Origin of the sequence: Streptomyces sp. JJ36 (assembly GCF_021696945.1) — a bacterium.
Lineage (GTDB): Bacteria > Actinomycetota > Actinomycetes > Streptomycetales > Streptomycetaceae > Streptomyces.
This window is the reverse complement of sequence record NZ_JACYHE010000041.1, coordinates 17,999-41,390: the sequence shown is the minus strand read 5'-3', so window position 1 is coordinate 41,390 and position 23,392 is coordinate 17,999. Positions and strand designations below refer to the sequence as shown.

The 23,392-nt window shown below is 76.6% G+C and carries 10 protein-coding genes; 6 read left to right on the top strand and 4 right to left on the bottom strand.

Annotated elements, in window-relative coordinates:
- Nucleotide 1: 1 nt before the first annotated feature.
- The 4 genes from HOY81_RS16680 to HOY81_RS16655 form a co-directional block, all read right to left on the bottom strand.
- Entirely contained in the window at nt 2-3,571 is a 3,570-nt protein-coding gene (locus HOY81_RS16680; protein WP_237321215.1) for an amino acid adenylation domain-containing protein, read from the bottom strand.
- Nucleotides 3,568-8,472 (bottom strand): type I polyketide synthase, encoded by a 4,905-nt coding sequence (locus tag HOY81_RS16675; protein ID WP_237321214.1) that lies wholly within the window; start codon nt 8,470-8,472, stop codon nt 3,568-3,570. The genes HOY81_RS16680 and HOY81_RS16675 overlap by 4 nt, the downstream gene beginning before the upstream one ends.
- Nucleotides 8,469-17,936, bottom strand: coding sequence for a type I polyketide synthase (locus tag HOY81_RS16670; RefSeq protein ID WP_272892910.1), 9,468 nt, complete (start codon nt 17,934-17,936; stop codon nt 8,469-8,471). The genes HOY81_RS16675 and HOY81_RS16670 overlap by 4 nt, the downstream gene beginning before the upstream one ends.
- 492 nt (nt 17,937-18,428) lie before the next feature.
- On the bottom strand, nt 18,429-19,007 hold the full coding sequence (locus HOY81_RS16655) for a TetR/AcrR family transcriptional regulator (protein ID WP_237321218.1): 579 nt from the start codon (nt 19,005-19,007) through the stop codon (nt 18,429-18,431).
- Between the two features lie 241 nt (nt 19,008-19,248).
- On the opposite strand from HOY81_RS16655, the gene HOY81_RS16650 reads away from it, so the two are divergent.
- From HOY81_RS16650 to HOY81_RS16625, 6 genes are all read left to right on the top strand, one after another.
- Nucleotides 19,249-19,974 (top strand): N-acetylmuramoyl-L-alanine amidase, encoded by a 726-nt coding sequence (locus HOY81_RS16650; RefSeq protein WP_237321213.1) that lies wholly within the window; start codon nt 19,249-19,251, stop codon nt 19,972-19,974.
- A 218-nt stretch (nt 19,975-20,192) separates the two neighbouring features.
- Nucleotides 20,193-20,609: an SH3 domain-containing protein gene (locus HOY81_RS16645; protein WP_237321212.1), complete on the top strand. Its 417-nt coding sequence runs from the start codon at nt 20,193-20,195 to the stop codon at nt 20,607-20,609.
- A gap of 222 nt (nt 20,610-20,831) precedes the next feature.
- On the top strand, nt 20,832-21,761 hold the full coding sequence (locus HOY81_RS16640) for a diiron oxygenase (RefSeq protein ID WP_237321211.1): 930 nt from the start codon (nt 20,832-20,834) through the stop codon (nt 21,759-21,761).
- 47 nt (nt 21,762-21,808) lie between these two features.
- Nucleotides 21,809-22,573 (top strand): TetR/AcrR family transcriptional regulator, encoded by a 765-nt coding sequence (locus tag HOY81_RS16635; RefSeq protein ID WP_237321210.1) that lies wholly within the window; start codon nt 21,809-21,811, stop codon nt 22,571-22,573.
- 31 nt (nt 22,574-22,604) lie between these two features.
- Nucleotides 22,605-23,087 carry a redox-sensitive transcriptional activator SoxR gene (gene soxR, locus HOY81_RS16630; protein ID WP_237321209.1) on the top strand — a complete coding sequence of 161 codons (483 nt, stop codon included), beginning with the start codon at nt 22,605-22,607 and terminating at the stop codon, nt 23,085-23,087.
- Nucleotides 23,088-23,092: 5 nt separating this feature from the next.
- Complete coding sequence (locus tag HOY81_RS16625; RefSeq protein WP_237321208.1) at nt 23,093-23,383, top strand: hypothetical protein; 291 nt, start codon at nt 23,093-23,095, stop codon at nt 23,381-23,383.
- Nucleotides 23,384-23,392: the final 9 nt, after the last annotated feature.

Below are 23,392 nucleotides of genomic sequence, written 5' to 3'. Positions count from 1 at the left end.
ATCACCTACCGTTCCGTGAGCGTGCCCGGCGCGCGGCCGCGGCCTGTCGTCGGTCCTGTGTGCGGCGGCGGGCCTCGGCCCGGCTCCGGCCGCCGAGGGCGCGTTCGCCACCACCGCCCGCGGCGCGGTCGAGGTGAGCGGCGAGCGAGCCGACGGTGGGGTACTGGAAGAGCTCCACCATGGACACCTCCACCCCGTGTTCGGCGGCGAGCGCCGCCTGCACCCGGGCCATCAGCAGGGAGTGGCCGCCGAGGTCGAAGAAGTTGTCGTCCCTGCCGACGCGTTCCGCGTCCAGCACGTCGCGCCAGAGGGCGGCGAGCGTCCGTTCCAGGTCGTCCCGGGGCGCGGCGTAGGCGGTGCGGGACGCCGCGGGACGGCGGGCGGGGACGGGCAGCGCCGCCCGGTCGGTCTTGCCGTTGGAGGTCAGCGGCAGCCGCTCCAGCGGGACGAACGCGGCGGGCACCATGTACTCCGGCAGCCGCTCCCGCAGATGCCCGGCGAGCGCGTCGGCGTCCGGCAGGGCGTCACCGGTGACGTAGGCGGCGAGGAAGGCGTCGCCGGTGCCGGCGCCGTGCGCCGCCACCACCGCCTCCCGCACCGCCGGGTGAGCGGCGAGCACGGCCTCGATCTCGCCGAGTTCGATGCGGAAGCCGCGCAGCTTCACCTGGTGGTCCAGGCGGCCCAGGTACTCCAGTGCGCCGTCCGCCCGCCGGCACACCAGGTCGCCGGTGCGGTACATCCGGGCGCCGGGTCCGGCCGCCTCGCCGGCGAAGGGGTCCCGGGGGAAGCGTTCGGCGGTCAGCTCCGGCCGGTTCAGGTAGCCGCGGGCCAGGCAGCGCCCGGCCAGGTGCAGTTCGCCGGGCACGCCGTCCGGCACCGGTCGCCCGCGCGCGTCCAGCACGTAGAGGCGGACGTTGGTGATGGGGTGGCCGATGGGCACCGGGCCGGGTTCCGCGTCCCGGCGGCAGGCCCAGGCGGTGACGTCGACGGCGGCCTCGGTGGGGCCGTAGAGGTTGTGCAGCTCGGCACGGCTGCGGGCGTGGAAGCGGTCCTGGAGGTCGCGGGGCAGCGCCTCCCCGCTGCAGATCACCCGGCGGAGCGAGGTGCACTCCTCCACGCCGTCCTGTTCCAGGAAGACCTGGAGCATCGAGGGCACGAAGTGGACGGTGGTGACGGACTCGCGGCGGATGGTCTCCAGCAGGTAGCGGCCGTCCTTGTGCCCCTCGGGGCGGGCCACCACCAGCGTGGCCCCGCTGATCAGCGGCCAGAAGAACTCCCAGACGGAGACGTCGAAGGAGTACGGGGTCTTCTGCAGCACCCGGTCGCCGGGGCCGAGGCCGTAGGCGTCCTGCATCCACAGCAGCCGGTTGAGGATGGCGGCGTGGACGTTCATCACGCCCTTGGGTTCGCCGGTGGAGCCGGAGGTGTGGATGACGTAGGCGAGGTGCTCGCCGCCGACCGGCACCCGGGGGCCGGCGTCCGGGCCTGTGTCCGGGTCTGTGTCCGGGTCTGTGTCCGGGTCTGTGTCCGGACCGGCGTCCGCGGCGGCCTCCGGGGCGGTGGCCGCCCCGGGGCCGGCCGCGGCGCCGGGGTGAGGCTCGGGCCCGAGGTCGTCCGGGTGCTCGGGCCCGAGGTCCGGGGAGCGGGTTCCCCCGCCGGCGGCGCCGCCCGGGGCGGCCGGGACGGAGGCGTCGTCGGTGCCGGCGGCCGGGCCGGCCACGCACAGCACCTCGGCCGTGGTCGCGGGCAGCCGTTCCCGCAGCCGTCGCTGGGTGAGGACCACCGGCGGGTCGGTGTCGCGCAGCAGGTGGTCCAGGCGCGCGGCCGGCAGCGCCGGGTCCAGCGGCACATAGGCGCCGCCCGCCTTCAGCACCGCCAGCAGGCTCACCACCAGCTCCGGCGACCGCTCCATGCAGACGCCGACCAGCACGTCCGGGCCGACGCCGCGGTCGCGCAGCCGGTGCGCCAGCCGGCCGGCGCGGCGGTCGAGTTCGGCATAGCTCAGGCTGCCGCCCTCGAAGCGCACCGCCTCGGCGTCCGGGGTACGGCGGGCGCAGGCGGCGACGCGCTCGTGGATCCAGCCCTCGCCGGGCCACTCCCGCTCCGGGCCGCGCCCGGCGGCGAGCACTGCCTCCCGCTCGGCGTCGTCCAGCAGTTCCAGTGCGGCGACCGGCCGGTCCGGCTCGGCCACCACCCGTTCCACCACGCGCCGCAGCCGGCGGGCCATCCCGGCGACGGTCGACTCGTCGAACAGGTCGCGGTCGTACTCGAACCAGCCGCCGACCCCGCCGTCCTGCTCGGCGAAGAACTGGAGCTCCAGGTCGAAGCGGGCGCCCTCGGCGCGCAGCGCGAGCCGGGTGAACTCGATGCCGGCGACGGAGAGCGCGGGCATCGGGTCGGCCTGGTAGGAGAGGCTCACCTGGAAGACCGGCGGCCGGCTGAGGTCGCGCGGCGGCCGCAGCTCCTCCACCACCTTCTCGAACGGCACCTGTTCGTGTGCGTACGCCCCCAGACAGGCGTCCCGCACCCGCTCCAGCACCCGGTGGAAGTCGGGGTCGCCGCCGAGTGCGGCCCGCACCGGCAGGGTGTTGACGAAGAAGCCGATCAGCGGCTCCAGTTCGGCGCGGCCCCGGCCGGCGGTGGGCACGCCCACCACCACGTCCTCCTGACCGGTGCGGCGGTGCAGCAGCACGGCGAAGGCGGCGAGCAGCGCCATGTACGGGGTGGCCTTGCGGCCGGCGCCGAGCTCGGTGAGGCGGCGCATCAGCTCCGGTGGCAGCGCGAACGGCACGGAGCCGCCGCGGAATCCCTGTACGGCGGGGCGTGGCCGGTCGGTGTGCAGGGCGAGCGCGTCGGGCGCCCCGGCCAGATGGTCCCGCCAGTACGCCAGGTCCTCGGTGGGCGGCTCCTTGGCCAGGGTGTGCTGCTGCCAGCTCGCGAAGTCGCCGTACTGGATCTTCGGTTCGGGCAGCGGGGAGGGCTGCCCGGCGGCGAAGGCCGCGTAGAGCGCGGAGAGTTCGGTGAGCAGCACCCGCACCGACCAGCCGTCGGCCACCAGGTGGTGCAGGGCGACGACCAGGACGTACTCCTGCTCGCCGGTGCGCAGCAGGCGCATCCGCAGCAGCGGCCCGGCGGACAGGTCGAAGGGCTCGGCCACGGCGTCGGCGATGCGCCGCCGCACCTCGGGGGCGTCCGGGCCGCCGGCGCCCCGCAGGTCGGTCTCGGGGATGTCCAGGCTCAGCGCGGGCCGTACGGCCTGCACGGGGTCGCCGTCGCGCTGCCGGAAGACGGTGCGCAGCGCCTCGTGCCGCCGCACGATCTCGTTGACCGCGTCCCGCAGCACCGCCGTGTCCAGCGGGCCGCGGATGCGGGCGGCGGCCGGGATGACGTACGCCGGGTTGTGCGGCCGGAGCTGTTCCAGGAACCACATGCCCTGCTGGGTCACGGAGAGCGGGAAGGTGTTCTCCACCGGCTGCTGCGCCTGCCGCTCCCTCAGCAGCCGCCGGAACTCCTCGCGCTTGTGCGGCGGCAGGGCGGCCAGCCGCTCCTCGAGTGCGCTGGTCTCGGTCATTCGGCCGGCTCCTCGTCTCGCTCCAGCTCCTCCAGCAACTGCCGGGCCAGCGCGTCCTCGGAGCGCTCGACCCGCCGGATTCCCGCGGCGCCGGGCGCCTGCCCGGTGTCCCCGCCGTCCTCGCCGTCCTTCCCGGCCGCCTCCTGGGCGAGCCGGGTGACGATCTCCCCGGCCAGGTCCCGTACGGAGGCGCCGCCGAGGAAGACCGAGATGGGCAGGAACACGCCGGTGCGCCGCTCGATCTCGTTCCGCGCCTCGACGGCCATCAGCGAGTCCAGGCCGAGGCCGTAGAGCGACTGGTCGGGACCCACGGCGTCCGGCCCGGCGCGCAGCACGGCCGCGATCGAGCCCCGCAGCCGCTCGGTGAGCAGCTCCGCGCGGGCGTCCCCGGAGAGGGCCAGCAGTTCCTCGCGGGAGGGCAGCGCGTCCGCGGCGCCCGCCGCGGGGCGGCCGGCTCCGTCCGCAGGGTCCTCGGTGAGCAGCCGGTCCAGCAGCCGCGAGCCGGAGATCTCCCGGTAGCGCCGGCCCCAGGCGGACCAGTCCACCGGCAGCACCGCGGCCTGCCCTTCCTCGTGGCGCAGCAGCCGGTGGAAGAGCCGCAGCGCCTGCCGGGGCGGCAGGGTGCCCATGCCGGCGCTGAGTCCGGGCGTCTCCCCGGCCCCGCGGGCGGCCATCCCGGTGTCCCGCCAGATGCCCCAGTTGACGCTGAGGGCGGGGCGGCCGGTGGCGCGCCGGTGCTGGGCGAGGGCGTCCAGGAAGGCGTTGGCGGCCGCGTATCCCGCGGTGAACGGGGAGCTGAGCACGGAGGCGGCGGAGGAGCACAGGACGAGGAAGTCCAGCGGCCGGGTGGCGTCGAAGAGCCGGTCCAGCACCCGGGCGCCGGCCGCCTTGGCGCCGAGCTGCCGGTCCAGCGCGGCGGCGTCCAGTTCCAGCACGGGTTGCGCCTCGCCGACGCCCGCGGCGTGCACCACACCGCGGATCGGTGGGCGGGCCTCCCGTTCGTACCGCTCCAGGAACTCCCGCATCGCCGTCTCGTCGGCGACGTCCAGCGCCGCCACGGTGACGCTCGCGCCCAGCGCCTCCAGGTCGCGTACGGCCGCGACCCGGCGTCCCTCGGGCGAGCCGGGGTCCAGGTCCGCCCAGGTCTCGCGCGGCGGCAGCCCGGTGCGGCCGGTGAGCACCAGGCGGCAGGCGCCGGCCTGCGCCATCGAGCGGGCCAGGGCGAGGCCGAGGCCGCCGAGGCCGCCGGTGAGCAGATAGGCCGCGTCCGGGCGCCAGCCGGCCTCCGGGCCGGCGGCGACGGGGAGTTCACCGCGGGCGAGCCGGGCGACGTACCGGTGCGGTCCGCGGAGCGCGAGCTGGTCCTCGCGGCTCCCGGCGGCACCGGAGCCGGTGCCGGGCGGGGTGCCGGGGTCGTCCAGCACCGCGAGCAGGCGGTCCGCCTGGGTCGCCGGGTCCTCCCGCGGGTCGAGGTCGACCAGCCCGCCCCACAGCCCCAGATGCTCCTGCTGGAGCGAACGGCCCAGGCCCCAGAGGGCGGCCTGCGCGGGCGACGGCGCCGGGTCCTCCGGGCCGGTCCGCATCGCGCCGCGGGTGACCAGCCACAGCCGGGCCGCACCGAGGTCGCGGGCCTTCGCCAGCGCCTGGACGGCCTGCACGGCGCTCAGGCAGGCGTCCCGGCCCGTCGCGTCGTCGGCGGAGTCCAGGGCGCGGAGGTGGACGACCTCCAGGGCGGCGTCCTCCGGCAGGTCCAGCCCGTCGACGAGCCGGTGCAGCGCCGCCGCGTCCCGGGCCGCGGCCTCCCCCGCCGCGACCCGGGCGCAGCGTTCGCCGCGCTGCTCCAGCAGCGCGGCGAACCGGTCGCCGACGCCCGCGGCGTCGGCGAGCACCAGCCAGCTCCGGACGGCCGGCACGCCGGTCACGTCCTCCCCGGCGCCGGCCGCCGGAGCGCCGGCGCGCTCCCACACCGGCTCGTGGAGCAGCTCCTCGTCCGGGAACGCGGGGTCCTCGGCGGCCTCGGCACCCGCGGCGTCCCCGGCGGTCTCCGGCGGGGACGCGGCGGGGGCCGCGGCACCGGCCGGTACGGGCTCCAGCGGGCACACGGTGGGCGCGAAGGGGTACGCGGGCAGCGGCACCCGCCGGCGCCCGGTCCCGCCGGTGACGGCCTCCCAGTCGATCTCCGCACCCCGCGCGTAGAGCCGGGCCAGCGAGTCCAGCAGCACCTCCCGGTCCTCCTGGCCGGGCCGCAGGCTGGGCAGCAGCAGGGTGCCGGCGGGCAGCGTACGGCCCGCCACGGCGGGCAGGGTGGCCCAGGGGCCGGTCTCCAGGAAGGTGCGGTGGCCGGCCTCGCGAAGGGTGGCGAGGCCGTCGGCGAAGCGCACCGGGCGGGCGGCGTGCCGGCACCAGTAGTCGGCGTCGGGTGCCTGGTCCCGCGGCCACAGCCGTCCGTCCAGGGTGGCCACCAGCGGGATGCGCGGCGGGGCGTGCCGTACGGACTCGGCGGCGCGCCGCAGCGGTTCGGGCGCCGGCCCGGACGGCGCGTGGGCGACGGCCGCGCCGGGCAGCCGCACGGCCCGTACGCCGCGCCCGGTGAACTCCTCGCACAGGGCGGTGACGTCCTCCGGCGCGCCGGCGATCACGGTGGCCTCCGGGCCGTCCACGGCCGCGACGGACACCCGCCCGCCGCGCCCGTCGAGCGCCCGGGCGACCTCCGTCTCGGGCGCGCGGATTGCGGCGACGGCCGCGCCCGGGGTGCCCTCCGGCAGCCGGGCGCGCTCGGCGGTCAGCCGCATCCCGTCCTCCGGGCTGAGCACGCCCGCGCAGCAGGCCGCGGCCAGCTCGCCGCAGCCGTGCCCCAGCACGGCTGCCGGCTCCACGCCCCAGGAACGCCAGAGTTCGGAGAGCGCGTAGGAGACGGCGAACAGGGCGGGCTGGGCCACCTCGGGGCGGTCGGCGTGCAGCGCGTCCGGCAGGTCCGCACCGTCCAGGTGCGGTCCCAGCGGTTCCGCGCACCGGTCGAGCGCCGCGCGGAAGACCGGTTCGGTGGCGCGGAGCCGCCGGGCGGTGCCCGGCCGGGGGGTGGCGCCGGGGAGGCCGGACAGCTCGCCGGGGAAGAGGAAGACCACGTCGGACGGGTCGTCCGGGCCGCCGGAGGGCGCGGCGGTGCCGTCGGCGAGGCCGGGAGCGGGGCGGCCGGTGAGGAAGTCCTCCAGCCGGCCGGCGAGTTCGGCGGTGCTGCCGCCCACGGCGGCCAGCCGGTGCCGGAAGTGGCCGCGGCCGGTGGCGGCGGACCAGCAGACGTCGGCCGGGTCCGTCTCCGGGCCGGTGGCCAGCCGCTCCCGGAACCGCTCCGCGAGGGCGACCAGGGCGGTGCCGGTCCTGGCGGAGAGGGTGAGCGGGGCGGGCGTCCGCGCGTCGGCACCGGTCCCGTCCGCCGCCCCGTCCACCGTGGTGCCCGCCCGGTCCGCCGTCGTGCCGGCGGCTTCCGCGCCGCCCGCCGCGGTCTCCGCGGGGTCCGGGGGCTGCTCCACCAGCAGGTGCACGTTGGTGCCGCTGAAGCCGAAGCTGCTGACGCCGGCCGTGCGCGGCCCCTTCCGGGCGGGCCAGGGCGTGAGTTCGGTGGGCACCGCGAAGGTGGTGCCGTCGAAGGAGAGGTGCGGGTTGAGGGCGGTGAAGTGGACGTTCTGCGGGATCGCGGCGCGCTGCACGCAGAGCGCCGCCTTGATCAGCCCCGCGATGCCGGAGGCGGCCTCCAGGTGGCCGATGTTGGTCTTCGAGGAGCCCAGGTAGAACGGCTCTCCCTCGGGCCGTCCGTAGACGTCCGCCAGCGCGTCGACCTCGATCGGGTCGCCGAGGGTGGTGCCGGTGCCGTGCGCCTCGACGTACGAGACCTGCTCCGGCGCGACCCGGGCCGCGCGCAGCGCCCGGCGCAGCACGTCGCGCTGGGCGGCGCCGTTGGGCGCGGTGATGCCGGAGCTGCGGCCGTCCTGGTTCACGGCGCCGCCGCGGACCACGGCCAGGATCGCGTCCCGGTCCCGCAGCGCGTCCGAGAGCCGCTTGAGGACGACGATCCCGCAGCCCTCGCCGCGTACGTAGCCGTCGGCGGAGGCGTCGAAGGTCTTGCACCGGCCGTCGGGGGCGACCATGCCGGGGAACTGGGAGAAGGCGATGCTCGGGATCGGCGAGAGGATGACGTTCACGCCGCCGCCCACGGCGAGGTCGCACTCGCCGGCGCGGAGCGCCTGACACGCCTGGTGCACGGCGACCAGGGAGGCGGAACAGGCGCTGTCCACGGCGACGCTGGGGCCGCGCAGGTCCAGCGTGTAGGAGATGCGGCCGGGGACGACGCTGTGCGCGGTGCCGGTGCTGGCGTACGCCGTCGCGTCCAGCGGGTCGCGCAGGGTGCGGGTGGCGAAGTCGTTGCTGCACACCCCGAGGAAGACCCCGGTGCGGCTGCCCGCCAGGGCGCCCGGCGCCCGGCCCGCGTTCTCCAGCGCCTCCCAGGTGACCTCCAGCGCCAGCCGCTGCTGCGGGTCCATGGCGACGGCCTCGCGGCGCGAGATGCCGAAGAACTCGTGGTCGAAGGTGTCCACCCGGTCGAGGAAGCCGCCGTACCGGGTGCTCATCCGGCCGGGCGTGCCGTGCGCCTCGGCGTGGAAGGCCTCGGCGTCCCAGCGGTCCGCGGGGATCTCCTGGATCGCGTCGGTGCCCTTGGCCAGCAGCTCCCAGTAGGAGTCGGCGTCGGTGACGCCGCCGGGGAAGCGGCAGCCGAGGCCGATGAGCGCCACCGGTTCGGAGGCGGCGCCCTCCAGCTCGTCCACGCGCCGCTGCATCCGCTCCACGGCCAGGTACGCGCGCCGGAGGGTCGCTCCCGCGGTCTGCGCCTGCTCGTGCGAGGTCATGCGTCGTCCCGCCCTTCGTCGAACTCGGTCAGCTTGGCCAGCAGCAACGCCTCGACCTCGCCGTCGGACAGCCCGTCCAGCGCCGCGGCCTCCCCGGCCGCCTCGTCTCCGGTGGCCGGGGGTGCGGGGGCGCCCGCGGCGGTGCCCGGCGCGGTGGACGCGTGCGCCCCGGGGCCGTGGGGGGCCTGTGCCGGCCCCGTGCGGAACCCGGCGCCCGCTCCGGCAGGGCCCCCGGCGGCCGGTGCCGCCCCCTGCCCCGCGCCGGCCGGTCCGGCCGCGCTCCCGCCCCGGGCCGCAGCGGGCGGGCCCGCACCGGCGCCCGGCGCGGACCCGTCCCCGGGCGCGGCACCGGGCTCCTCGTCGAGGGGGACGCCCATGCGCTCGGCGAGGAAGGGAGCCATCGCCTCGACGGTCGGGAAGCGCCACACGAAGGTCGCGGGCAGCTCCACCCCGAGCGAACTCTCCAGCCGCTTCCGGAGTTCGAGCGACATCAGCGAGTCGAACCCCATGCCGCCCAGCGGCGCCGCGGTGTCGACCTGCGCCTCCTCCAGGGAGAGCACCCGCGCCACCGCGGCCGTGCAGTGCCGTACGAGCGCCGCGCGGCGGCGCCGCCCGGGCGGCTCGGCGAGCAGCGTCTCCCGGAAGCCGGCCCCGGTGCCGTCCCCGGTGCCGGGACCGCCGTCCGCGGTCCCGCCCGCGGGCGCCGCGAGGGCGGCGAGCAGCGGGGGCAGCAGCCCGGCCGCGGCGGACTCGGCGAGCCGCGCCCGGTCCAGCGGCAGGACGGCGGCCTGCGCGGCCGGCGAGTCCAGCAGCCGGTCCAGGGCCGCGACGCCGTCCGCCGGGTCGATGCCCAGCACGCCGCGTTCCTCGAGCGCCCCGCCGCGGTCCGGGCGGGCCGCCAGACCGGCCTGGGTCCAGGGGCCCCAGTCGATGCTCTGGGCGGGCAGCCCGCGCGCCCGCCGGTGCCGGGCCAGGCCGTCCAGGAAGGCGTTGGCGGCCGCGTAGTTGGCCTGCCCGGAGGAGCCGAGCAGGGCGGCGGCGGAGGAGTAGAGGACGAAGAAGTCCAGCTCCGTGCCGCGGGCCAGGGTTCCGCGGTGCAGGTGCCAGGCGCCGGCCGCCTTGGCGGCGGCGACGGCGCGGAACCGGTCCCGGTCCTGGCTCAGCAGCAGCCCGTCGTCCAGGACGCCCGCGGCGTGCACCACGCCCGCCAGCGGCGGCAGTTCGGTGCCGAAGAGGTCCAGCAGCGCCGCCACCTCCGCCGCCCGGCCCAGGTCGGCACGGTGCACGGTGACGCGCAGGCCGCGCTCGCGCAGTGCGGCCAGGGCCTTCTCGGCGTCCGCGGAGGGAGCGCTGCGGCCGAGCAGCACCAGGTGCCGGGCGCCGCGGTCCGCGAGGTGGCGCGCGGTCTCCAGGCCGAGCGCGCCCAGCCCGCCGGTGATCAGGTAGCTCGCCTCCGGCCGGATGCGGCGCTCGTCGGGACGGACCGCGACGGTGTCCGCCTCGCCGGTCCGCAGCACGATCTTGCCGGTGTGCCGGGCCTGCGCCATATGGGTGAAGGCCGCCTGGGCCTCGCCGCCCCCGAAGGGGGTGACCGGCAGCGCCGAGAAGTCGCCGCGCGCGAAACCCTCGCCCACCTCCGCGAAGAGCAGTGCGATCAGGTCGTGCCGTTCGGCGATGGTCTGTTCCAGGTCGACGGCGAGGAAGGAACGGTTGCCGCGCAGGGCGTGCAGCCCGAGGCCGGAGTCCGCGTAGACGTCCTGCTTGCCGATCTCCACGAAGCGCCCGCCGGGGGCGAGCAGCCCCAGGCTGCGCCGCAGCGCCTCGCCCGTCAACGAGTTGAGCACCACGTCGACGCCGCGGCCGCCGGTGGCCTCCGCGACCTGGTCGGCGAAGTCCAGCGAGCGGGAGTCCATCACGTGCCGGACGCCCAGCGAGCGGAGCAGCGCGCGCTTCTCCTCGGTGCCGGCGGTGGCGTACACCTCGGCGCCGTTGCGCCGGGCGACCTGGAGGGCGGCGAGCCCCACGCCGCCGGTGGCGGAGTGGACGAGCACCGACTCGCCAGGGCCGAGCCGGGCGAGCCGCTCCAGCCCGTAGACCACGGTGAGGAAGGCGATGGGCAGCGCAGCGGCCTGCTCGTCGGTCAGCCCCTCCGGGCAGGGCGCGACGAGTTCCTGGGCGGTGGTGGCGTACGCGGCCAGGGCGGAGGGGGCCACGGCCATCACCCGGTCCCCCGGCCGGAACCGGTCGACGCCCTCCCCGACCGCCGCCACCCGGCCGGCGCACTCGGCACCGAGCGGGGTGATGCCGGGCGGCACCCCGGGACAGACGTCCATGGCCTTGAGCACGTCGCTGAAGTTGAGCCCGGCGGCGGCGACCTCGATCTGCACCTCGCCGGGTCCCGGCACGGGGCGTTCCCGGACCGTCGGGGTGAGGCTGCCGAGGATGCCGGGGCGTTCGGCGAGCAGCCGGTGGTTGCCGTCGCGCTCCGGCTCGTACCGGCGCCGCGGCCAGGGTGCGGCGGCGGCCCCGGCGGCGTCCCACGGGGTGAGCGCGGGGGTGTGGCGGGTGCCGCCGCGCAGCGCGAGCTGGTCGCCCCGTGCGGGGCGCAGCACCTCGGCGAGCAGGGACTCCGCCTCGCCGGGGGCGGGTTCGGGGTCCAGGTCCACGGCGAGCGGCCGGAGTTCGGCGTGCTCCTGGGCGGCGACCCGGGCGAGGCCCCAGACCGCGGCCTGCGCGGGGTCCGGCGCCGGCCCGGCGGCCGCACCGCCGCCCACGGGCTGCGCGCCGCGGGTGACCACGGCCAGCGGGGGCGGGGACGCGGTCCACGGGTGCCGGGCCAGGGCCTGCACGAGGTGGAGCAGGGAGACGGTGCCGAGGTCCTGCGCCCGGTCCCAGGCCGCCTCGGCGGCCGCCGGGTCCGGTCCGTCCTGCCCGGCGGCCTGCCGGCGGGCCTCCTCGCCGGCGCCATGCCCGGGGTCCCCGTCGCCGAGGGCGAGGCCGAGGTTCCAGGCGTGCAGCACACCGGCCCAGGGGGTGTCGTCGAGTTCGCCGAGTTCGGCGAGGAGGGCGGCGAAGTCCTCGGGGCGGGCGGGGTCGAGCTGGTAGCGCCCGGCGGCGAGGCGGCGGTACCCGTCCCCGGGGACGACGGTGACGGACCGGGCCCCGCGGGCGTCGAGTGCGGCCCGCACCCGGGCCGGCAGCGGGTCGCCGGCCGTGCCGGGGTCCTGCGCGGACGCCGGGGCCGCGGGGGACTCCGGTTCCTCCGGGAGCAGCAGCAGCCAGCGGCCGGTGGCCTGTTCCGCAGTGTCCTCGGGCAGGGTGGTGCCGGCAGGCCCCGCCTCCCGCCACTCCGGGACCAGCAGCGCCTCGCCGGTGCGGTCCCGGTCGCGGTCGCCGTCGAGGCGGTGCAGCGTGAGGCCGGCGACCTCGCCGGCGAGCCGGCCGTCCGCGTCGTAGAGCAGCACCCGCCCGCCGCGGATCTCGTCGGCGTCCTGCTCGCGGTCCCGCAGGTCGGCGTGGGCCCAGCAGGGCGCGCCGGCGTCCTCGGTGAGGGTGAAGCGGGCGGCGCCGACGGGCAGCCAGGTCTCCCGCAGCGTACGGGCGTCCGTGCCGCCCTCGTCGCCGTCCCCGGCGGTCTGAACAGGGTCGCCGGCGCCGTCCGCCGGGCCGGGCAGCGCCGCCGCGAGGGCCTGCAGGCAGCCGTCGAGCAGCACCGGGTGCACTCCGTAGCGCCCGCGGTCGGTGGTGAGTTCGGGCAGCCGCCGCAGCCGGGCGACGGCCTCCCCGTCGCCGCGCCACGCCTGTTCCACCCCCTGGAAGGCGGGCCCGTAGCCCAGCCCGGCGGCGCTCAGCGCGGCGTAGTGGGCGGGGCCCTCCAGCGGCCGGGGGCAGCGCGCCCGGGCGTCCGCCAGGGGTGCGGCGGCGGTCTCCTCGGGGGCGGTGCGGTAGCGGCCGTGGGCCACCTCGGCCCAGTCGTGGCCGTCCGGGGCGCCGGCGGTGTCCGGGGCGGTCCCGCCGCGGGAGAAGAGCCGGAACCCGCCGTCCTCCGCGCCGTCCGGGGTCAGCACCAGTTGCAGGGTGTCCTCCGCCGCCTGCTCCGGAACCAGGGTCACGCCGGTCAGGCGTACGTCCTCCAGCACGGCGCGGGGCGCCCCCAGGGTCTCGCGGGCGGCGGCCAGCGCCGCGTCCAGGACCAGGGCGGCCGGCAGCACCGGGGCGCCGGCGACCCGGTGGTCCCCGAGGTAGGGGTGACCGGTCAGGTCGACGCGGGCACACCACAGGCGGGTGCCGGGGTCGGTGGCGGACCGCACCGGCGTCTGCAGCACGGGGTGCCCGCGGTGCCGGGTCCGCGCCGCGGCGTCCGGGCCGGCGGTCGCGGGGGTCTCCAGCGGGAAGCGTTCGCGCTGCCAGGGGTAGGCCGGCAGCGCGGCCATGGGGACCGTACGGCCGTGCAGGCGGGTCCAGTCGACGGGGTGGCCGGCGGCCCAGAGCCTGCCGAGCTCGCCGAGGAGGGTGGCGCGGCCCGGCTCCTCGCGGCGCAGGGAGGCCACCACGGCACCGCCGGCCTCCTGCAGGCGCATCCGCTCGGTGACGGCGTCGCCGAGCATCGGGTGCGGGGAGATCTCCACGAAGACGTCGTGCCCGGCCTCGACCAGGGTGGCGACGGCGCCGTCGAAGAGCACCGGGCAGCGCAGGTTCTCGCCCCAGTAGTGCGCGTCCGTGCCGCCCTCCAGGAATCGCCCGGTGACGGTGGAGAGCTGCGGGATCGCGCCTTCGCGGGTGTGCAGCCCGGCGAGCCGCCGGGTCAGCTCGTCCCGCAGCGGGTCCATGAGGGGGCAGTGGGAGGCAAAGCCGACGGACTCCAGCACCCGGCTGAAGACGCCCTCCGCGTCCAGCCGTTCGGCCAGCCGTTCCAGGGCGGCGGCCTCGCCGGAGAGCACCGTGAGACCGGGGCTGTTGGCGGCGGCCACCCAGACGTCCCCGTCGGTGCGTTCGGCCAGCAGCCGCTCCGCCTCCTCCATCGGGACACCGGCGACGGCCATCCGGCCCTTGCCGGTGGCGGACCGGATCACGCGGCCGCGGTGCAGGGCGACGCGGAGGGCGTCCGCGAGGTCGAGGGCGCCCGCCACCTGGGCGGCGGCGATCTCCCCGACGCTGTGGCCGACCACGGCCGCCGGCTCCACGCCCCAGGACCGCCAGACCGCGGCCAGGGCGATCTGTACGGCGCACAGCGCGGGCTGGCCGACGGCCGGGTCGTCCAGCCGGGAGTCCGCGCCGGTGGCGGTGAGCTGGTCGCGCAGGCACCAGTCGGTGAGCCCGCTGAGCACGGCGGCGCAGCGTTCGATCGTCTCGCGGAACGCCGGTTCGTCCTCCAGCAGGTCGCGGGCGACGGGCCACCAGCGCGGGCCCTGCCCGGCGAAGACGAAGACCGGGCGGGGGCGGCGGCCGGTGCGCCGGACGCCGTGCGCGAGGCCGGGGTGCTCCTCGCCGGCGGTGAAGGCGCGCAGCGCGGCGGCGAGCTCGGCCCGCGAGGTACCGGTACAGGCCAGCCGGTGCTCGTGGTGGACCCGGCGGAGGGCGCCGGCGGCGGCGAGCGCGGGGAGTTCGGCGGGGTCGCCCGGCCGGTCGAGGCGGTCGGCGTGCCGGGTGGCGAGTTCGCGCAGCGCCTCCGGGTCGCGGGCGGAGAGGGTGAGCAGTTCGGCGCGGCCGGTCGCGGCGGGCGGCGCGGGCTCGGGCCGCGGGGGTTCCTGGAGGACGAGGTGGGCGTTGGTGCCGCCGAAGCCGAAGGAGCTGACCCCGGCCAGCGCGGGGCCGTCGTGCCCGGGCCACGGCCGCAGTTCGCCGGCGACCCGCACCGCGAGGTTGTCGAACGGTATGTGGGGATTGGGACGATCGAAATGGAGGCTCGGCGGAACGGTGCCGTGCCGCAGCATCAGGGCGGCCTTGATCAGCCCGGCGATGCCGGCGGCCGCTTCCAGGTGGCCCAGGTTGGACTTCACCGAGCCGATCAGGCAGGGCGCGTCCGCGGGGCGCCCGGGCGCCAGCACCGCGGAGAGCGCCTTGGCCTCGATCGGGTCGCCGAGCAGGGTGCCGGTGCCGTGCGCCTCGACGTACTGCACACGGTGCGGCTCCACCTCCGCGTCGGCGTACGCGGCCCGCAGCACCGCCTCCTGGGCCTGCGGGTTGGGCGCCATGATGCCGTTGCTGCGGCCGTCCTGGTTGACGGAGCCGCCGCGGATGACGGCGTAGACGGGGTCCCCGTCCGCCAGCGCCCGGTCCAGCGGCTTGAGCACGACCATCCCGGCGCCCTCGGAGCGCACATAGCCGTCCGCGCGGGCGTCGAACGCCTTGCAGCGGCCGTCGGCGGCCATGGCACCGGCCTTGCTGAAGTTGATGGCGAGGGCGGGCGAGAGGATGGCGTTGACGCCGCCGGCCAGCGCCACCGTGCAGTCGCCGCGGGCCAGGCTGCGGCACGCCTGGTGCACCGCGACCAGGGACGAGGAGCAGGCGGTGTCCAGCGCCATGCTGGGGCCGCGCAGGTCCAGCAGGTAGGAGAGGCGGTTCGCCGCGATGCTGAACGCGTTGCCGGTGCCGGTGTAGGCGTCGATCCGGTCCAGGTCGCGCAGGTGCGCCTGGAGGTGGTCGCTGGTGGCGATGCCCACGAAGACCCCCGTGGGCGACCCGGCCAGCCGGTCGGCGGGCACCCCGGCGTCCTCCAGCGCCTCCCACGCGACCTCGGCCAGCAGCCGCTGCTGTGGGTCCATCCGGGCGGCCTCGTGGCCGGAGATGCCGAAGAAGCGCGCGTCGAAGCGGTCGATGCCGTCCACGAAGCCGCCCCAGGCGGTGGTGGTCCGGCCGGGCACGGACGGGTCCTCGTCGACATAGTCCTCGGCAGCCCAGCGGTCGGCGGGGACCCGGGTGACGGCGTCCCGGCCGTCGCGCAGCAGCCGCCAGAAGTCGGCGGGCCCGGTGACGCCGCCGGGGAAGCGGCAGCCGATGCCGACGACGGCGACGTCCTGGCGGGTGCCGGAGGCCGCGGACGAGGAACTGCCGCGGGTGACGCCGGGGCGGGCCTCCGGTACGGAGGGGCCGGCGACCGCCCCCGCGGGGCCGCCGGTGCCGGCGAGATGGGCCGCCAGCGCCTCTATGGTGGGGTGCTCCCAGGTCAGGGTGGCCGGCAGGGACCGCCCGAGCCGCTGTTCCAGGGCGCCGGCGATGCCGACCATGTCGACGGACTGCAAGCCGTAGCCGGCGAGCGGCTGCCGGGGGTCGACGGAGGCGGCGGGCACGCCGAGCCGGTCGGCGACGGTGCCGGTGAGCCAGCGCTCCAGTTCGGCGCGGAGCCGCTCGGCGTCCCCCGGCGCGGCGCCGGGGCCTGTCCCCGTGCCGGCGGAGGCGGCGGAACCGGCCGAGCCGCCGTCGGCGCCGGCCCCTGCTTCGCCGGAGGCGCTCGTCCCGGCCATGCCGCCGTCGGCGCCGGTCGCGGCGGTGTCGCCGGTGGCGGCGGACCCGGCCGTGCCGGGGGTGCGGGCGCCGGGCTGCTCGGCGCCTTCGCTCTCGCCGACGGCGGGGGCGCGTACCCCGCGGCCCGAGGCCGCGGCACCGGCCGCATCCCCGGAGGCGGCGGACCAGGCGGCGAGGACCTTGAGCCGGCCCGCCCGGTACGCCTCCAGGGTGCCGGCGCGCTGCAGCTTGCCGCTGGAGGTCTTCGGGATGCTCGCCCGGCGCAGCAGCCCGATCTCCTGCACCTGAAGGCCGTGTTCGGCGGCGACGGCGGCGCGTACGGCGGCGAAGACCCGCTGCGCGTCCTCCTCGCTCGGCAACCCGGTGATCTCGTGCAGGACCACGAGGTGTTCGGTGCCGTCCGCACCCTCGGAGGAGCAGGCGACGCCGCTGTCGGGGCGCAGCGCCGGATCGCACTCCTCGACGGTCTGCTCGATGTCCTGCGGGTAGTGGTTCTGCCCGGCGACGATGAGCACGTCCTTGCGCCGGCCGGTGACGAAGAGCTCCTCACCGTCGAGGAAACCGAGGTCGCCGGTGCGCAGATAGGGGCCGTCCCCGGTGTCCGCGAGCCGGGCGCCGAAGGTCTCCGCGGTCTCCTCCGGGCGTTCCCAGTAACCGGCCGCGACGCTGGGCCCCTTGACCCAGATCTCGCCGACCCGGCCGCCGGGCAGCCGGGTACGCGTCTCCGGGTCGACGACGGCCAGGTCCTGTCCGCCGACGGTGTGACCGCAGCCGGCGTAGCTGCGTCCCTCCTCGGGTCGACGCGCGTCAACCGCGCGGTCGTCGGCGAGTGCGGCGGGCTCCAGGCTCCGGGTCACGGGTGGTGCGGCGTGGTGCCCGGCGGAGACGCACAGGGTGGCCTCGGCGAGGCCGTAGCAGGGCAGGAAGGCCTCGTGCCGGAAGCCGGCGGGGGCGAAGGCCTCGGCGAACCGCCGCAGGGTGCGCTCGCGCACCGGCTCGGCGCCGCTGAACGCGACCCGCCAGCCGCCCAGGTCGAGCGCCGCGCGCTCCTCCTCGGTGGTGCGGGTCACGCAGAGTTCGTAGGCGAAGTTGGGCGCGCCGCTCACCGTGGCCCGGTGCTCGGCGACCGCGCGCAGCCAGCGGAGCGGCTGCTTCAGGAAGTCCACCGGGGAGAGGAAGACGGTGGGGAAGGCGCCGTAGGCGGGGGCCAGCAGGCCGCCGATCAGGCCCATGTCGTGATAGGGCGGCAGCCAGCTCACCATGCGGGTGTCCGGCTCGTTGCCGAAAAGCCGGTCGTTGATGCACTGCAGATTGTGGATCAGGTTGGCGTGGGAGAGCATCACGCCCTTCGGGCGGCCGGTCGAGCCCGAGGTGTACTGGAGGAAGGCGAGAGCGGAGCCGTCGAGTTCCGGGCGCCGCCAGGCGTCCGCCAGGGCGTCCAGGGCGTCCGGGGCGCCGGGCGAGGCGCCGGCGGAGACGGCTGCGTCGGCGGCCGCCCCGGCGGGGTCCCCGGCGCCGAGTGCGTCGACGCAGGTCCACGGCAGTTCGGCGAAGGCGGCGCTGTGCCGGGCCAGTTCGCCGGCCACCGCCGCGGTCTCCCGGGTGGCCAGCACGACGCCGGGCCGGGCGTCGGCCACCACGCCGACCAGGCGCGGCAGGGTGCGCTTGAGCAGCACCGGGTCCGGCGGGTGCACGGGGACGGCGGCGACGCCGGCGTAGAGGCAGCCCAGGAAGGCGGTCAGGTAGTCCAGCCCGGGCGGGCACACGACGAGCGCCCGGTCGCCGGGGGCGGCGTGGGCGCGCAGAGCGGTGGCCACGGCTCGCGCGCGGCGGTCGAGGTCGGCGTTGGACAGCGCGCGGGGGTCGGCGCCGGGCCCGGGGAGAAAGGTGTACGCGGACTGCTCCGGTTTCTCCTGGAAAACGGCCCGGAAATGATCGGCGAGCGTTTCCGCGGTACGCGGAAAAGGGCTTCTTCGAGGCGGCTCGGCCGGCGCACTCATCGGCACGCTCCGGTTCCGGCTCGGGCAGGCCGCGAACGGCCGTCATTCATGACCAGCATCCCAGAACTCCGTCGTCGGAATATGACACAGAACAGGTGCGTGCAGAAAACAGCGAGCGATCGGTAATCACCGGGAATGCGATTTCCCGGAGCGCAAACGGCAGTGACCATATACCCGCCCCCCACCCCGGTCAACGCACCAGAGGGAACGCCACGAAGCGGACAAAGAGCGGAAACGGCACGGCAGGCGACGGGCGTGATGCGGAGTTCGCCCCGGCGCGCCCGCTTTGCGGAAACCGTGCGGCACGCGCGGGGCACCGGCGTGTCAGGAAGCGGCCACCGATTCCGCTGCGGTTTCATGGCAATTTCAGCGCCGCGCAATTCTTGCACACCCGGCTGAACAAGCGTTTGGCGGCGGTACGGGCCGCACCGTGCCGGTACCGCACCGGTCACCGGAAACCCGGCGGCGGCGCCGCGAGGGACGCCGGGGGCGTCAGTTCCGGGCGGCGATGCCGGTCAGCAGCAGGGAGAGGAAGTGCCGGGCGAGGTCCTCCGGGGAATACCGCCCGCCCGGCCGGTACCGGGACGCGGCCACCCACACCGCGTCCCGCAGGAAGCGGTGGGTGAGGCGCACGTCGAGGTCGGCGCGGAACACCCCGTCGGCGACGCCGCGCTCCAGGGTCTCCCGCCACGCCCGCGCGAAACGGCGCTGCGCGTCGGCGAGATACCCGAAGCGCGGCAGCCGGGCCAGGAACGGCGCCTCTCCGCGGTAGACGGCCACGGCGGCGGGGTGCCGCGCGACGGCCCGGAAGGACTCGGCGACCAGTGCCTCCAGGGTCTCCCACGGGTCCAGGCCGGACGCCAGCACGGCCTCGTAGCGCTGCCGGAGGTCGCCGAGGAAGGCGGCGAGGATCTCGTCCAGCATCGACTCCTTGGAGTCGAAGTGGTGGTAGAGGCTGCCGGCGAGCATCCCCACCTCGGAGGCGATCCTGCGGACGGTGGTCCCCCGGTAGCCGTGGGCGGCGAACACCTCGGCGGCGGCCGCCAGCAGTTCCTCCCGCCGGTCGGCCACGGGCGGGTCGTCGGCCGCGCGGGAGGAGCCGGCGCCGCCCCGCCCCGGAACGACCCGGCCGGCCCCGGGCACCTCCGGCGTCCGGTCGCTGCGCGCCTCCTCCGCCCGCTCTGCCTCCTCGCCCACCCCTCCATTGTCGCCGTCCCGCCGACTGCGCGGCGCGTGAGGGGGCGGTCACGGTTCACCCGAACGGCTGCGTCCAGATGTGCGAACGACCGTCCCGGCGCGCACCGTGTGGCGTATGCGGCCGACCCGGCTCGCGCTGGCGGCGGCGATGCTTCCGCTGGCGCTGCTCATCCGGTGGGGCGACCCGGTGCACGACCTCGTGCCCGGGCGCGACTCCGCACGCCCCGCCGCCGGCCCGGCCGCTCCCCGGCCCGAGCTGACGCGGCGCCCGGCCTGGGGCGCGGACGAGGAGCTCGTACGCGAGTCCCCGGCGTACGTGGAGAAGGTGCGGGCCGTCTTCATCCATCACACCAACCATCCGAACACGTACGACTGTGCCGACGTGCCCGCGATGCTGCGCGGGCTGCAACGGGACCACGTCCGTCGTATGGGCTGGGACGACATCGGCTACAACTACGTCGTCGACCGCTGCGGCAACATCTACGAGGGGCGCGGCGGCGGGGTGGGCCGCAAGGTGCTCGGCGCGCACACCCGGGGGTTCAACACCGCGAGCGTCGGCATCGCCGCTCTCGGCACCTTTCCTGCGGGCGCACACGTGCCCCGGCCGATGCTGGACGCCGTGGCGGCGGTGGCCGCCTGGAAGCTGGAGCCCTCGGCCGACCCCCGTGGCCGGGTGCGGCTGGTGTCCACCAACAGCGAGAGCCGCTTCCACAAGGGCACCGAGGCCTCCCTCCCGGTCGTCGCGGGCCACCGGGACAGCTTCGAGACGCGCTGCCCCGGCGAGGCGTTGTACGACGCGCTGCCCTGGCTGCGCGCCGAGGTGGCCCGGCTGCGCCGGTGAACGCCGCGCCAGGCCCCCCGAGGGGCCCGGGGGCCGGGGTCTCCCGGCGCCCGCCGCCGAGCCCTCCGACGAGGGCTGCTCACCGTGACGAGTTGCGGGCACAAAGTGGGGCATTTAGCGTTATTTACGCACAGGGTGACCGGTCCGGCACGGACCGCGTCCCCGCGTTCTCTTCCAGGCCCCCGTCCCAGGGGCCCTTCCCCTCCGTAGGAGGCACTGTGCTTCAGTCCACGTTCAGCAAGGTGGCTCTGTGCGCCGCCGGCGGCGCCGTCGCCACCATGACCGCGGCGGGCCCCGCGATGGCGGTGCAGCAGTCCGCGCCCGCCGCCCCCGTCAAGGTCACCGTCCCGCAGCAGGCCCCGCAGCAGGCCCCGCAGATGGGCGGCTGGCACCGGACCTACCTGGGCAAGGTGATCGCCCGCACCGGCCTCAAGGTGCGGACCGGCCCGAGCCAGCGCCACCGGGTGGTCGGTTTCCTCAAGCACGGCCAGATCGTGAAGATCCGCTGCAAGGTGAACGGCCAGGTGATCAACGGCAACCCCCGCTGGTACAAGCTGGCCAACGGCAACTGGATGTGGGCCTCGGCCCGCTACATCAAGAACATCGGCCCCGCGCCGCACTTCTGCCGGCACTGAGCCCCTCCGCGCGACCGGCGCGTGATCCGCACGCCGGCCGCACAGCGCACCGCGCCTCCGGACGCCCCGTGGCCCGGAGGCGCGGTGACGTGTCCGCCGGGCGCGCCGGACGCCCGGGGGATTGACGTGTACAGGGGATTGACGTGCTTGCTGACGCGCAGTCTCATAAGTGGTGACCACGCTGGTAACCGCCGGTAACACCACTGTGAGGTGCGCACTGTCATGACCACCATGACCGAGACCGAGGTCCTGCGGGACGCCCTCGGCCAGCTCAGGGACCGGGAGCAGGTCGCCCAGCGCCTCCTGGAGTCCTCCCGCAAGCACTCCTTCGACCCGGACACCGAGCTGGACTGGGACGCTCCGCTGGAGGACGGGAAGTGGTTCTGGCCGCCCGAGCTGGTCTCCCTCTACGACACCCCGCTGTGGCGCCGGATGTCCGAGGAGCAGCGGATGAACCTGTCCCGGCTGGAGGCCGCCTCGCTGGCGTCGCTGGGCATCTGGTTCGAGGTCATCCTCATCCAGCTCCTGGCCCGGCACATCTACGACAAGCCGCTGACCAGCGCGCACGTCCGGTACGCCCTCACCGAGATAGCCGACGAGTGCCGGCACTCCATGATGTTCGCCCGCATGATCAACCGGGGCGGCGCCCCGGCGTACCCCGTCCGCCGGCTCCACCACAACCTCGCCCGGGTGCTCAAGACCGTCTCCACCACGCCCGGCTCCTTCACCGCCACGCTGCTCGGCGAGGAGATCCTGGACTGGATGCAGCGGCTCACCTTCCCCGACGAGCGGGTGCAGTCGCTGGTGCGGGGCGTCACCCGCATCCACGTCATCGAGGAGGCCCGGCACGTCCGCTACGCCCGCGAGGAGCTCCGCCGCCAGATGGTGAGCTGCCCCCGCTGGGAGGCGGAGCTCACCCGGATCAGCTCCGGCGAGGCGGCCCGGGTCTTCTCCCTCTCCTTCGTGAACCCGCAGGTCTACACCGACGCCGGGCTGGACCGGCGGGAGGCCGTGGCCCAGGTACGGGCGAGCGCACACCGCCGGGAGGTGATGCAGCAGGGCGCCCGGCGGCTCACCGACTTCCTGGACGAGATCGGGGTGCTGCGCGGCGTCGGGCGCCGCATGTGGAAGAGCTCCGGGCTGCTCGCCTGACCGCCCTCGGCCCCGGGAAAGGGGTGCCGGCGGTTACGCTGCTGGACATGACCGCCCCGGCGTACCGCAGGCTCAGCGTCGACCAGCGGCGCGGCCAGCTCATCCGGACCGCCCTGGACCTGTTCGCCCGCCGGGCACCGGAGGAGGTCTCCCTGGACGACGTGGCGGGCGCGGCCGGCGTCTCCCGGCCGCTGGTCTACCGCTACTTCCCCGGCGGCAAGCAGCAGCTCTACGAGGCGGCGCTCCGCTCGGCCGCGGACGAGGTGGAGGGATGCTTCCGGGAGCCGGCGCAGGGGCCGCTGACCGGTCGCCTCTCCCGGGCGCTGGCCCGCTACCTCGACTTCGTCGACCAGCACGCCGCCGGGTTCAAGGCGCTGCTTCAGGGCGGCAGCGTGGTGGAGACCTCCGGCACCGGCGCCATCGTGGACGAGGTACGCCGGGACGCCGCCGAGCAGATCCTGCGGCACCTGGAGATCCCCGAGCCCGGGCCGCGGCTGCGGCTGATGGTGCGGACCTGGATCAGTGCCGTGGAGGGCGCCTCGCTCATCTGGCTGGACGAGGGGAAGCGGCCCCCCGGGGCCGAGCTGCGCCGCTGGCTGCTGGACCACCTGATCACCCTGCTGGTGGCCACCGCCGCGGACGACGCACAGACGGCGTCGGTGCTGCGGCGCGCCCTGGAGCTGGAGGAGCCGGACGGTGCGGTGGCGTCGCTGGTGGAGCGGGTCGCGCCGCTGCTGGCCGAGGCCGTGCTGCCGGGGGGCGAGGGCGCGGAGCACCCGGAGACCGGGGAATCGGGCCCCGGTGAGAGGTAAAGGGCCGTTGAGCCCGGACTAGGCTGGGCGCATGTCCACGCATCTGTCCTGGAAGGCCCGGGAGGCCACGGTCGGCGAACTCGCCGAGCGGGCCGGCGTCGCCACCTCCGCCCTCCGCTTCTACGAGCGCGAGGGGCTGATCCACAGCCGCCGCACCGCGGGCAACCAGCGCCGCTACAGCCGCGACACGCTGCGCCGGGTCGCCTTCATCCGCGCGTCGCAGCGGCTGGGCATCCCGCTCGCCGCGATCCGCGAGGTGCTGGCCCTGCTCCCGGAGGGCCGTACGCCCACCCGTGAGGACTGGGCACGGGTCTCGGAGTGCTGGCGCAGCGACCTGGACGCCCGGATCCGGCTGCTGGAGCAGCTCCGGGACAACCTCACGGACTGCATCGGGTGCGGCTGCCTCTCCATCGACCGCTGCGCGCTGGCCAACCCGCACGACCGGCTGGGCGACGAGGGCCCCGGCGCCCGCCGCCTCTCCGAGCCCTGCCCCGACCCGCAGCCGCAGGACTGAGCGGCGTGCGCAGCGAGGACACCCCCTTCGTCGGCGGCCCCCTGGACGGCCGGGTGCTGCCCGTCCTGGTGGGGCCCACCGGCCGGCCCCCGAAGACGTACGAGGTGCCGGTGCCCGGGGAGCCGGGCAGGCGAGACGCGGGACGCACCGTGCACGTGTACCGGCTGGAGCCGGCCGCGCTGACGCCCCGGCTCCGGCTGCCCCGCGGCTGGCGGTACGTGTACGACCCGGAGGCGGCGCCCCGGAGGCCGCTGCGCCGGCCGTGGAGCCGGCGGACGGGAGACGCCGGCGGGTGACCGCGCCGG